The sequence below is a fragment of the Leisingera sp. ANG-M6 genome, assembly GCF_000813905.1.
GTDB lineage: Bacteria > Pseudomonadota > Alphaproteobacteria > Rhodobacterales > Rhodobacteraceae > Leisingera.
The window spans coordinates 75,135-87,419 of sequence record NZ_JWLG01000017.1 but is presented as its reverse complement, the minus strand read 5'-3'; the positions used below and the strand labels follow the sequence as shown (position 1 = coordinate 87,419).

Annotated in this window: 8 protein-coding genes and 1 tRNA gene; 7 read left to right on the top strand and 2 right to left on the bottom strand. The window is 64.2% G+C overall.

Annotated features, from left to right (window positions below; genetic code table 11):
- Nucleotides 1-61 precede the first annotated feature (61 nt).
- The 7 genes from RA24_RS22545 to RA24_RS15470 all read left to right on the top strand — a co-directional run bounded on the left by RA24_RS22545 (nt 62) and on the right by RA24_RS15470 (nt 9,056).
- Nucleotides 62-211, top strand: coding sequence for a hypothetical protein (locus RA24_RS22545; protein ID WP_019297500.1), 150 nt, complete (start codon nt 62-64; stop codon nt 209-211).
- Nucleotides 201-1,718: a hypothetical protein gene (locus RA24_RS15495; RefSeq protein ID WP_019297499.1), complete on the top strand. Its 1,518-nt coding sequence runs from the start codon at nt 201-203 to the stop codon at nt 1,716-1,718. The genes RA24_RS22545 and RA24_RS15495 overlap by 11 nt, the downstream gene beginning before the upstream one ends.
- Before the next feature lies 1 nt (nt 1,719).
- A complete protein-coding gene (locus RA24_RS15490) occupies nt 1,720-2,661 on the top strand; it encodes a site-specific tyrosine recombinase XerD (protein ID WP_039192736.1) in 942 nt (313 codons plus the stop codon).
- Between the two features lie 77 nt (nt 2,662-2,738).
- Nucleotides 2,739-4,049, top strand: coding sequence for an HlyC/CorC family transporter (locus RA24_RS15485; RefSeq protein WP_039192733.1), 1,311 nt, complete (start codon nt 2,739-2,741; stop codon nt 4,047-4,049).
- Nucleotides 4,050-4,062: 13 nt separating this feature from the next.
- A complete protein-coding gene (locus RA24_RS15480; RefSeq protein WP_039192729.1) occupies nt 4,063-5,697 on the top strand; it encodes a membrane protein in 1,635 nt (544 codons plus the stop codon).
- A 108-nt stretch (nt 5,698-5,805) separates the two neighbouring features.
- Complete coding sequence (locus RA24_RS15475; RefSeq protein ID WP_039192726.1) at nt 5,806-8,223, top strand: GcvT family protein; 2,418 nt, start codon at nt 5,806-5,808, stop codon at nt 8,221-8,223.
- A gap of 251 nt (nt 8,224-8,474) precedes the next feature.
- Entirely contained in the window at nt 8,475-9,056 is a 582-nt protein-coding gene (locus RA24_RS15470; RefSeq protein WP_039192723.1) for a nucleotidyltransferase family protein, read from the top strand.
- Between the two features lie 95 nt (nt 9,057-9,151).
- Here the strand turns inward: RA24_RS15470 and RA24_RS15465 are convergent, their stop codons facing one another.
- On the bottom strand, nt 9,152-11,380 hold the full coding sequence (locus RA24_RS15465) for a Hint domain-containing protein (protein WP_039192721.1): 2,229 nt from the start codon (nt 11,378-11,380) through the stop codon (nt 9,152-9,154).
- A 785-nt stretch (nt 11,381-12,165) separates the two neighbouring features.
- A tRNA-Ser gene (locus RA24_RS15460) sits at nt 12,166-12,255 on the bottom strand.
- Nucleotides 12,256-12,285 lie beyond the last annotated feature (30 nt).

The window sequence follows — 12,285 nt, the reverse complement described above, 5'->3', positions numbered from 1 at the left end:
CTTGCCGAAAAGGGAATATATAACTTGGGCAAAAGAGCAGGAAACAGGCATTGGATGCACTATGGGGCGATTGATTAAGTATTTGGTCTACTTGCTGGTTCTGGCTGCTATCGGGCTGGTGGGCTATGCCTATGTCGGTCCTTGGTTCGGCGCCGATTTCAGCGCGCCCGCCACCGAGGTGCGCAAGCCGGTGGTGCTGAATGCGGATTAAGGCGGCTGCCGCCGGGGTGATGCTGGCAGGCAGCGCGCTTGCCAATGAGCCGCTGGCGGCAATTGACTGGCTGAACCAGCCGCAGCCCAGGGACGCCCTGCCCGGCACCGTGCTGCTGGAGCCGCCTGTTGCGGGCACTGCTGCACTGCCGCGGGTGTCCGTCACCCCGCTGGAAGCTTTGCTGCCGCCGATCGGGCTGGTGCCGGCCGCGGCCACCGGCCTGCCGGCAGACCTGTGGCGCGGCAGCGCGGCCGATGACATCACTCATCTGATCGAAACCGTGCCGGTGCGCGGCAGCCCGGCGATGCAAGCGCTGCTGTTCACCCTGCTGCTGTCCGAGACCCGCCCGCCCGCGGCCACGGGCGACCAGATCCTGCTGGCCCGGCTCGACCGGCTGCTGGCGCTGGGGGCGACGGACCCGTCGCAGGCGCTGGTGGAACACGCAGGCCCCACGGACAGCAAGGACCGTTTCGCCCGCTGGTTCGATGCAACCCTTCTGACCGGCAGCGAGGATGCCTCCTGCGCGGCCCTCACCGCCTCACCGCATCTGTCGGACAGCTATGCCGCCCGGATCTTCTGCGCGGCACGCCGCAGCGACTGGCCCACGGCGGCGCTGATGCTGGAAACCGCCCACGCGCTGGACCTGCTGCCCAAGGAGCAGATGGACCTGCTGGACCGGTACCTGAACCCGGATCTGTTTGAACTGGCACCGCCGCTGCGCCGCCCTGCTGATCCGGACCCGCTGACCTTCCGGCTGTTTGAAACCATTGGCGAGACCATGCCCACGGCACCGCTGCCGCCTGCCTTTGCCGCTGCTGATCTGCGCGACATTGCAGGCTGGAAGGCCCAGCTGGAAGCCGCAGAGCGGCTGGCCCGCGCCGGTGCGCTCAACCCGAACCAGTACCTCGGCCTGTTCAGCGCCCGAAAACCCGCCGCCTCCGGCGGCATCTGGGACCGGGTCTCAGCGGTGCAGCAGCTGGAGAACGACCTGAACGCCGGGAATACGGAAGCTATCGCAAAATCCCTGCCCCGTGCCTGGGACGCGATGCAGGAGGCCGGAACCGAAACCGTCTTTGCCGACATCTTTGCCGAGCAACTGGCACGGGCGAAACTCACAGGCCCGGCTGAGGAGCTGGCCTGGCGCATCCGCCTGCTCTCGCCCGCATATGAGCTTGCCGCCCACGACGCGAAAGCCTCCGGTGCGGCAGACCATTTCCTGGCCGCCCTGGCTCAGGGCCGTCCCGGAGATGCCGCCGCGCCGTCGCCGCTGGCAGAAGCAATCGCGCTGGGGTTTGCCGCGGGCTCATCCGCGCCGCCATCTATCCGCCAACTGCTGGACAACGGCCAGCTGGGCGAGGCGATCCTGCGCAGCATGGTGCTGTTTGCCCAGGGCGCCGACGGCAACCTTGGCGATCTGACCACTGCACTGGCCGCCTTCCGCGCCGTCGGGCTGGAGGACACCGCCCGCCGCGCCGCCCTGCAACTGATGCTGCTGGAGCGCGGCTGACATGGCCGCACCGCACGACAATTTCCAGTGGATCTCCACCTTCCTCGACGCCCAGGCGGCAGAAACCGGCGCCTCGCAGAACACGCTTTTGGCCTATGGCCGGGACCTCAAGGACCTGACCGCCTGGTTGGAGCACCGCAAGCTCTGTTTCCTAAGCGCCTGCCAGGATGACATTGAGGCCTATCTGATCAACTGCGACGCGCAAGGTTTGGCTCGCTCCACCCGCGCCCGGCGGCTGTCTGCGGTCAAACAGATCTACCGTTTCGCGTTTGAAGAAGGCTGGCGCGAGGACAACCCTGCCATCCAAATACGCGGCCCGGGGCGGGAAAAGCGCCTGCCCAAAACGCTGGAAGTGATCGAGGTCGACCGCCTGCTGGACGCCGCCCGCCAAACGGGCCGGACTGAGGCCGACCGGCTGCGCAACACCTGCCTGATGGAGCTGCTCTATGCCACCGGCATGCGGGTCACGGAACTGGTCTCGCTGCCGGTATCCGCCGCCCGCGGCGACCCGCGGATGCTGCTGATCCTGGGCAAGGGCGGCAAGGAACGCATGGTGCCGCTGTCCCCGCCTGCGCGCGAAGCACTGGCGCAATGGCTGCTGGTGCGCGACGAGACCGATGCTGAGCGTGAAACCAAGGGCCATCCGCCCTCGCGATTCCTGTTCCCCTCCCGCGGCAAATCCGGCCACCTGACCCGTCACCGTTTCTACCTGCTGATCAAGGAACTGGCGGTGACCGGCGGCATCTCCCCGGACAAGGTGACGCCGCACACTCTGCGCCACGCCTTTGCCACACACCTCTTGGCAAACGGCGCCGACCTGCGCGCGATCCAGGCGCTCTTGGGCCACGCCGACATCGCCACAACCGAGATTTACACCCATGTGCTGGACGCCCGGCTGCAGGAACTGGTGCTGGAACACCACCCGCTGGCCAAACGCAGCTGACCGCAACGCTTGAAGCGGCGGGGCTAAGACCCCATAAATACGGCAAACCTTCAACAGACTGGACATCTGAACCCCTCATGGACACTGCCTCCACCGTTCTCGACAGCGCCTTCTGGACCACTGCCGGGGCCATCGTGCTGCTCCTTGTCTTTTCAGGCTTCTTTTCAGGCTCGGAAACGGCGCTGACCGCCGCGTCGCGCGGCAAGCTGCGCGCCCAGGCCGACAAGGGCTCCCGCGGGGCTCAGCGCGCGCTGGTCATCACCGAAGACAATGAGCGCCTGATCGGTTCGGTCCTGCTGGGCAACAACGTTGTCAACATCCTCGCGGCCTCGCTCGCCACCGCGCTTTTTACCCGGATCTTCGGCGAAGGCGGTGTCGCAATGGCAACGCTGGTAATGACCCTGCTGGTGCTGGTCTTTGCCGAGGTCCTGCCCAAGACCTACGCCATTTCCAACGCCGAGAAGGCCGCCTCGGCGGTGTCGGCGCCGATCAGCCTCCTGGTCATGATCCTTTCGCCCGTCGTGGGCGCGGTGCGGCTGTTCGTGCGCGGCGTGCTGAGCGTCTTCGGCGTGCAGATCGACCCGGACAGCCACATCATGGCTGTGCGCGAGGAAATCGCGGGCGCCCTGCAGCTGGGACATTCCGAAGGCGTGGTCGAAAAGGAAGACCGCGACCGTATCCTGGGCGCGCTCGATCTTTCCGACCGCTTTGTCGAGGAGATCATGCTGCACCGTTCCAATATCGAGATGATCGACGCAGATGCTGAGCCCGAAACCATCCTGGAACAATGCCTGCACAGCCAGCACACCCGTCTGCCGGTGTTCCGCGGCGAGCAGGAGAACATTATCGGTGTGGTTCACGCAAAGGACCTGTTCCGGGCCATGTATGAGCAGGCCGGCGGCGCAGGCGGAGATTCCGACCAGCTGAAATCCTTCGACGTCGCCCAGGTCGCCAAGGCCCCGTATTTCATTCCCGAAACCACCACCCTCGACGAGCAGATGCGCCAGTTCCTGCGCATGCGCTCCCACTTCGCGCTGGTGGTGGATGAATACGGTGCCCTGCAGGGGCTGATCACGCTGGAGGACATCCTGGAGGAGATCGTCGGCGAGATCACAGACGAATTCGACCCGGCCGAGGAAAGCGTCGCCAGGAAGACCGCCGACGGCTCCTATCTGGTCGAAGGCGCCACCACCATCCGCGACCTGAACCGGGCCATCGAATGGAGCTTGCCGGATGACGAGGCCAATACCGTTGCGGGCCTGGTGATCCACGAGGCGCAGATGATCCCGGTCAAGGGCCAGGTGTTCTCCTTCCACGGCTTCCGGTTCGAAGTCACCGCGCGCGAAGGCAACCGCGTGACCGAGCTGAAGATCCGGCCGCTCTCTTGACGGGAGAACACCGATGACTCGCGCGGCAGTGCTGGCCTGGGGCTGGTTCGACAGCATCGTGCTGGAACTGTTCCGCCAGCTGCGCTGGTCCTTCCTGCCGCCGCTCTTGATCTATTTCGCCTATGGCGCACAGGGTATCAGCACCGTCGCCGCCTCGTTCTACGTCAAGGAATACCTCGACCTTTCCGCCGCCTTTCTGGCCGGGCTGGCGTTCTGGGTCGGGCTGCCCTGGGCGCTGAAAATGCCGCTCGGCCATCTGGTCGACCTGATCTGGCGCTGGAAGTACCTCTTGATCCTTGCAGGCGCTGCGCTGATGGGTGCCAGCTACGCCATTCTGGCTGCAATGGTACTGCACCCGGACATGATGGGCACACTGATGCCGCTCAATGCCTGGTACGTCACCGCCGCCCTGCTGGCCCCTTGCGGTTTCGTGCTGCAGGACGTGGTGGCAGACGCCATGTCCGTAGAGGCCGTGCCGCATGTTGACGCACAAGGCAATCCCCTGCCCGAGGCGGAGACCAAATCCCTGCACACCACCATGCAGACCTTCGGCCGCATCGCGCTGATCGGCGGCTCTAGCGCCGCTGCCGCGCTGAACGTCGCCCTGTTCGACGGTGCCGATGCCCTGCCCCAGGCCGACAAGGGCGCGCTTTACGGCTTTGTCTTCACCCTCGCCCTTTTGATCCCGGTCATTTCGCTGTCCGGCGTGGCGCTGGCGATCTGGCAGAAATGGCGCAAGGCCGCCGCTCTGCGCCGCGAAGGCCTGGCCGAAGCAGAAATCCGCAGCCGCATCGAACTCCCGCGAGAGCCGGTCAGCCCGAACCACTGGTACTTTATCGGCGGCGGCGCATTTGTCGCGCTGTCGCTCACCGTGGGCCTCGGTGATGTGCCCTACTCGCAGGAAATCGTCTTTGGTGGATCCATGGCCATCGTGCTGTTCCTGATGCGCCAGCTGGTCGCAGTTCTGCCCACCGACCACGCCCGTGCCCTGATCGGCACCGCCATCATCATCTTTGTCTACCGCGCCACGCCCTTGCGCGGCCCCGGCGCCACCTGGTTTGAGATTGACGTGCTGGGCTTTGACCAGCAGTTTCTGTCGGTCCTGTCCCTGATCACCTCGCTGCTGACACTGGCCGGCATGCTGATCTTCCGCCCGCTGATGGCCAGCCGCCCCATCGCCTGGATCGTCGCCTTTCTGGCAATCACCGAAGCCGTCCTCAGCCTGCCCAACATCGCGCTCTACTACGGCGCCCACCACTGGACCGCAGCGATGACCGGAGGCGTGGTCGACGCCCGTTTCATCGCCATTGTCGACACCGCAGTGGAATCGCCGCTGGGCCAGGTCGCGATGATCCCGATGCTCGCCTGGATCGCCCGCAACGCGCCTTCGGGGCTCAAGGCCACCTTCTTTGCGGTTATGGCCTCCTTCACCAACCTGGCGCTTTCGGCCTCCAGCCTCGGCACCAAATACCTGAACGAGATCTTTGTGGTGACCCGCGAAGTCACAGATTCGGCAGGTGCTGTCACAACCCCTGCCGACTATTCACAGCTCGGCATGCTGCTGATCACGGTTGGCATCATTCTCCTCACCGCCCCGCTGACGGCAATTTTCCTCATCCAAAACAGCCGCTTCCGCACGTCTGAATAACCCTGGGCGGCGCAGACGGTCTGGAAGCGGCATACCGTGCCGTTTTTCTTCTGGACTACTGTTCACTTCTGTACAGAATGCGGGAAACACCTACTCAGGGAGGCCCACATGAAAACCACCACCCGCGTGGCAGTGATCGGCGGCGGCGTCGTCGGCTGCTCTGTCCTCTACCACCTGACCAAGCTCGGCTGGTCCGACGTCATGCTGATCGAACGCTCGGAGCTGACCAGCGGCTCCACCTGGCACGCCGCGGGCGGTTTCCACACCCTCAACGGCGACACCAACATGGCGGCGCTGCAGGGCTACACCATCAAGCTCTACAAAGAGCTGGAAGAGATCACCGGCATGTCCTGCGGCCTCCATCACGTCGGCGGCGTCACCCTGGCTGAAACCCATGAACGTTTCGACATGCTGAAGGCGGAGCGCGCCAAGCACCGCTTCATGGGGCTGGAAACCGAAATCGTCTCCCCCGAAGAAATCAAGAAGATCGCCCCCGTCACCAACACCGACGGCATTATCGGCGGCCTCTACGACCCGCTGGACGGCCACCTCGACCCCTCAGGCACCACCCACGCCTATGCCAAGGCCGCGCGCATGGGCGGCGCCACGATCGAGACCCACTGCAAGGTGATCGAGACCAACCAGCGCCCGGACGGCACCTGGGATGTGGTCACCAACAAGGGCACCGTGCACGCCGAACACGTCGTCAACGCTGGCGGCCTCTGGGCGCGCGAGGTCGGCGCCATGGCCGGTGTCTACTTCCCGCTGCACCCGATGGAGCACCAGTATATCGTCACCGACGAGGTGCCGATGATCGCCGAGATCATCGACGGCGGCGGCGAGCATCCGCATGTGATGGACCCGGCCGGCGAAAGCTACCTGCGCCAGGAGGGGCGCGGCCTCTGCATCGGCTTCTACGAGCAGCCCTGCAAACCCTGGGCCGTCGATGGCACGCCGTGGGACTTCGGACATGAACTCTTGCCCGATGACTTCGACAAGATCGAGGACAGTATCGCCTTTGCCTACAACCGCTTCCCGGCGCTGGAGGCGGCAGGCGTCAAATCGGTGATCCACGGCCCCTTCACCTTTGCCCCCGACGGCAACCCGCTGGTCGGCCCGGTGCCCGGCATGCGCAATTACTGGTCCGCCTGCGCGGTCATGGCCGGCTTTTCCCAGGGCGGCGGCGTCGGGTTGATGCTGGCCCAGTGGATGGTCGAGGGCGAATGCGAGCGCGACACATTTGCCATGGACTGCGCCCGCTTCGGCGACTGGATCACCCCGGGCTACACCCGCCCGAAAGTCATTGAAAACTATCAGAAACGCTTCTCCATCGCCTACCCGAACGAGGAGCTTCCCGCGGCCCGCCCGTTCCGCACCACGCCGATGTACGACATCTTCGACGGCATGGGCGCCGTCTGGGGCGCGCAATACGGCATGGAGGTCCCGAACTACTTCGCGACAGGCGACGAGCCGCGGTATGAGACCCCCTCCTTCCGCCGCTCCAACGCCTTTGAGGCCACCGCGCGCGAAGTGAAAGCGGTGCGAGAAAACGTCGGTATCAACGAGGTCCACAACTTCGGCAAATACCTGGTCAAGGGCGCAGGTGCGCGCGCCTGGCTCGACCGCATCATGGCGGGCCGGGTGCCGCAGGCGGGCCGCCTGTCGCTCACGCCGATGCTGTCCCCCAAGGGCCGCCTGATCGGTGATTTCACCATCTCCTGTCTCAGCGAGGAAGAATTCCAGCTCACCGCCTCTTACGGCTCGCAGGCCTACCACATGCGCTGGTTCCTGCAGAACCTGGACGCGGGTGTCAGCCTCGAAAACATCTCCGACACCCGCAACGGTTTCCAGATCGCAGGCCCCAAAGCGCGCGAGGTGCTGCAGGCCTGCACCCGCCAGGACATCTCGGACATGCGCTTCATGGATGTCCGCCACCTGACCGTGGGCATGGCCGACTGTATCGTGCAGCGGGTCAGCTATACCGGCGATCTGGGGTATGAGATCTACTGCGACCTGCCCAGCCAGCGCTCCCTGTGGGATGCCCTGTGGTCCGCTGGCCAGCCGCACGGCATGAAACCCTTCGGCATGCGGGCAATGATGTCGCTGCGCCTGGACAAGTTCTTCGGCTCCTGGCTGCGGGAATTCTCCCCCGACTATACAGCGGCGGAAACCGGGCTGGACCGCTTCATCTCCTTCAAGAAAGAGGCGGATTTCATCGGCCGCGCCGCGGCTGAGGCCGAACGCGATGCAGGCCCCGCCCGCCAGCTCTGCGCCTTTGAGGTCGCGGCGGATGACGCCGATGTGGTCGCCTATGAGCCGATCTGGCTCGACGGCGCAGTTGTGGGCTTCTGCACTTCCGGCGGCTACTCGCACCACGCACAGAAATCCATCGCGCTGGGGTTTGTCCCCACGGGGACAGCCAGGGAAAACCTGGAAGTGGAAATCGAAATCCTCGGCAAGATGTACAAGGCCCGCCTCATCACTGAGCCGCTATTCGACGCCGACGGCGCCCGGATGCGCGGCTGAGCCCCAAAAGCATTGAATTCAGGTCAGCCCGCCTGACCTGAATCCACCCCGTTGCCACGGCAGCGCACGCTGACGCCACGAAACCCGCGCAACACATAGGTCAGCGCCGGCACCCGAATGTTTCGCGCGCGAAACATTTGGTCAACCCTGCTGACCTATGCGGCTTTCACTGGCCGCCGCCCTTCTTCTTTGCAAAAATACTCCCGCCGGAGGCATCCGCCATTGCGGCCAAGAACCAAGGACCGGGTTGCATGACTGCCATCGCCATTCTCCTGCTCGCTGCCGGCGCGTCCTCCCGGATGCAAGGCCGCGACAAATTGATGGAAGAGGTGGACGGCCAGCCCCTGCTCACCCTGATGTGCCGCCGCGCCGCACTGACTGGTCTGCCGGTTTTCGTCACCCTGCCCGGCCCGTCTCATCCGCGGGCTGCAGCAACAGGCGATGCAATCCAGGTTCCGGTGCCGGACGCGGCAGAAGGCATGTCCGCCTCGATCCGCCGCGGCACCGCCGCGCTGCTGGATGGTACGCAGGCGGTGATGATCCTGCCCGCCGACATGCCGGAGATCACAGCCCAGGACATGCTGCACCTGGCGGCGCATTTCGGCGGCCCCGACAGCCCCGTCCTGCGCGCCACTGCGGAGGACGGAACACCCGGCCACCCGGTGCTGTTTCCGCGGCGCTGTTTCGAGGTGCTGCAGTGCCTGCAGGGCGATCAGGGCGCCCGCAGCATCCTGACGGCAGAGACCGTCCGGACAGTTCCCCTGCCCGGCCGCCACGCGCTGACGGATCTCGACACACCGGAAGATTGGGCCGCCTGGCGCCAGCAGCGCTGACACTCCCACAAAAGCAGAGAAGGCAGGGCACAAGACCCTGCCTTCCTGCGCTACGCTCTTACCCGCCGCCTCCCCCAAGACGGCGGCTGCACCATTCAGTGCACAAGCAGCCGCGCCTCGTGTTTGCGCAGAGACCGGCGCGCCGAAGAATAGGCGGCACGGCCCTGTTGCGACTTCAGTTCCGGAAACAGCTCGAACAGTTCATTGCGCTGTGCCTTGTCCAGTCCGCGCAGCGACTGGTCGCCAGGCTGGAAACTCTCGGTCCAGGCGCCATCGGACAGCACAACCTCATGCTGGTCGAACATGAAGTGGATATAGGTGATCGCGGTGGTCTCCACGATGTCCACGCCCGCCAGCCCGGTCAGGTGCTTGGCTGCAATCAGCACTTCGCGGTCCTCGAAGTAGAGCGCGGTCTTGTTATTGGCGACCAGCACCCGGTGGTTGGGGCTGACCATCATGTCACGCTCCGGCAGCCCGTTGCCCAGTGCACCCTGACGGATCAGAACCGGCTGCAGATGCGCGGCCCCCTTCATGTCGGCGGCCTCCAGCGAGCGGGCGCCGATCCAGCGGATTTCCTGGATGCCGTTGTCGCGGGTGATCACCCGGTCGCCGGCCTGCAGGTCCTCGACCTTGCGCTCGCCCTGCGGGGTTGCAATCAGCGTGCCCGGCGTGAAGCAGGGAATGATCTGCTCAATCTCGCCAAAGGTCATCGTGCCGGTCACGGCGCCATCTTCATCAAGGAAGTTGACGGTGCCCGAGAGGCTGTTGCCATCCGGATCCTCGGTGACATCCGTCAGCTCAAACGGGCCGGAACCGCGCAGGTCCAGGGTGTCGAAGTCGTCCCCGTCAGAGCCGCCGTCAACAATATCGCCTGCAGTGCCGCCGATGAACGTATCGCGGTCGGCGCCGCCAATCAGAGTATCCGCGCCATGGCCGCCGGTGATCACGTCATTGCCGGAGCCGCCGCGCACGATGTCGTCGTCGATGCCTGCGTCGATGGTGTCATCGCCCGAGCCGCCGCGGATGTCATCATCGTCATCCTGGCCAAAGATCACGTCATTGCCTGACCCGCCGTTGATGGTGTCCATGCCGTTGGTGGGATCGGGGTCGGCCGGTCGGCCGTCGCTGCCGTCGTCGGTGATGTTAAGCCCGTCCGGGAAGGCCGGATCCAAGCCGCCATAGATGGTGTCATCGCCGCCGCTGCCGGTCAGGACATCGGAGCCTTCACCGCCAATCAGAAGGTCATTGTCGGCGCCGCCGTCGATGGTGTCGTCGTCGATGCCGCCGTCGATCACATCCATGCCGGTGCCGCCATCGATCAAGTCGGCGTCATCGCCGGTCGAGATGGTGTCGTTCCCGGCACCGCCGAACACGGTGTCCATGTCATCAAACGGATCTGCATCCGCCGGGATGAACGGGATATCGGGATCGGTGCCAGTGTAACCCGGAAATCCGCGGTCCGGCAGCGGCACGCCGCTGTCCTTGGAGGTGTCGATTACATCGTCGCCGTCGCCGCCATCCACGGAATCAGAGCCGTCACCGCCGTCGATGGTATCATCACCGCCGCCGCCCAGAATGGTGTCATCGCCCTCGCCGCCGGTCAGGCTGTCGTCACCCGGCACCACAGGATCCTGCGGCTCGGAGGAATAGTCGTAGTGCGCGGTGTCCAGCGTCGTGCCGGAAGTGCCGAGGTCAACGATCAGTTTCACATCGTTGAAATCCCGGTCGCCCAGATTGTGCAGATCCTCGAACCCCAGCTGCACGGAGCCGTCCGGGAACTGGTAGATCCCCTTGGTGTGATCCAGGCCATCCGGGTTCAGGTCCGCATTGTCGCCATAGCCAGAGGAGTAATAGGTCCCCTGGGGGCTGACGATGCCAACGCCGACCACAGCACCTGCAGGCGCGTCGTAGGTGTAGGTCTCGCCCACGTCTGCACCGGCATTCTGCGACAGCACCACAATGTTGCTGATCGCTCCGGTTGCCGGGTCGATGGTGTAGGCAAAGACCTCATTCTGAAAGGCCGAGCTGGTCGACGAGATCGTGATCTTCACCGGCTCATAGACACCGGAGACGCCATCGCCGAGGATCAGGTCGTCGCCGCTGCCGCCATCGACGGTATCGCTGCCCGAACCGGCATAGACGCTGTCATTGCCGCTGCCCGCGATGATGACATCATCATCCGGCCCCGCCGACGGGTCGATCGCATCCGCGTTGTCGACCATGTCGCCTTCGGGATCACCGGTATAGGCGCCGTCAATCAGGTCATTGCCTGCGGTGCCTTCTACAATTCCGTCCAGCTCCGGATTCGGATTGTTGTCACTCATTTTCTTCACCCTCTCCTCGCCGGACTGGACCCAAGCCCCATCGTTCGGACCAGCCGGGCACTCACGCGGAATGCCGTTATCAAAACACCAGCCCATGCAGGCAGAGGGCCAGACCGCGCATGCGCTCTGGATTGCGTGCCAAGCAGCACGCAGCCGGTTTTCAGAAGCTTTTCGGATCAGTGGAGTGCGCGCGTCGCGGCACAAAGACTTAAATTAAATTTTAGCAGTCCACCACAGTCCAGCAGCTTGCAGAACGTGCCCCCCCAATGGGCTAAACCATCCATACTTTAGCCTCAGCGGGCCACAAAGCCAAAAAATTGCCTAAAATTCCCCGCATTGCGCCGCTGCGCTTTGAAAATGCGGTCTGAACCGGTCCAGTTTTCCGCCGACTGTTTCCATTTTCCGGGCCAAATTGCTGCCCTTGGGGAAGAAACACGCCTGCAAGGCGCTATAACGGCTGTTTTGGAGGCCCCTGGGTTTCCGAAATCGAAACATGGAGATTTTGAGGCAAGCCATCGGCCCTGTGCCGCATTCTTCCTCATCCGCAGCGGGATTAACGCTAAGTTCACGAACAATCACGGAAATCGCACTGCTTTGTTTCGCGTTTCAGCAAAACATGCCTCCGCGGCACACGAATCAAACAGGTAAAACGGCCAGCTGCTGCAGCCTGGGGCGCAAGAAGATATTGCCGGGGAATTTATTTAAACCGGATACAGTCCGCAAAGCGCAGTGCGCGGGCGCACAGCGTGCGTCGCAGCGCATATCCGGGTGCCATTTTGGGATTATGGCGGAGAGACAGGGATTCGAACCCTGGAGACGGTTTCCCGCCTACACACTTTCCAGGCGTGCGCCTTCGACCACTCGGCCACCTCTCCGTTGAGGGGGCTTTTGAAGGATCAGCCGGG

Bases quoted from the DNA above. Each gene is read 5' to 3' on its own strand.
- RA24_RS15490 (WP_039192736.1), top strand. From the start codon at position 1,720: ATGGCCGCACCGCACGACAATTTCCAGTGGATCTCCACCTTCCTCGAC.
- RA24_RS15495 (WP_019297499.1), top strand. From the start codon at position 201: ATGCGGATTAAGGCGGCTGCCGCCGGGGTGATGCTGGCAGGCAGCGCG.
- RA24_RS15475 (WP_039192726.1), top strand. From the start codon at position 5,806: ATGAAAACCACCACCCGCGTGGCAGTGATCGGCGGCGGCGTCGTCGGC.
- RA24_RS15465 (WP_039192721.1), bottom strand. From the start codon at position 11,380: ATGAGTGACAACAATCCGAATCCGGAGCTGGACGGAATTGTAGAAGGC.
- RA24_RS15485 (WP_039192733.1), top strand. From the start codon at position 2,739: ATGGACACTGCCTCCACCGTTCTCGACAGCGCCTTCTGGACCACTGCC.
- RA24_RS15470 (WP_039192723.1), top strand. From the start codon at position 8,475: ATGACTGCCATCGCCATTCTCCTGCTCGCTGCCGGCGCGTCCTCCCGG.
- RA24_RS15480 (WP_039192729.1), top strand. From the start codon at position 4,063: ATGACTCGCGCGGCAGTGCTGGCCTGGGGCTGGTTCGACAGCATCGTG.
- RA24_RS22545 (WP_019297500.1), top strand. From the start codon at position 62: ATGGGGCGATTGATTAAGTATTTGGTCTACTTGCTGGTTCTGGCTGCT.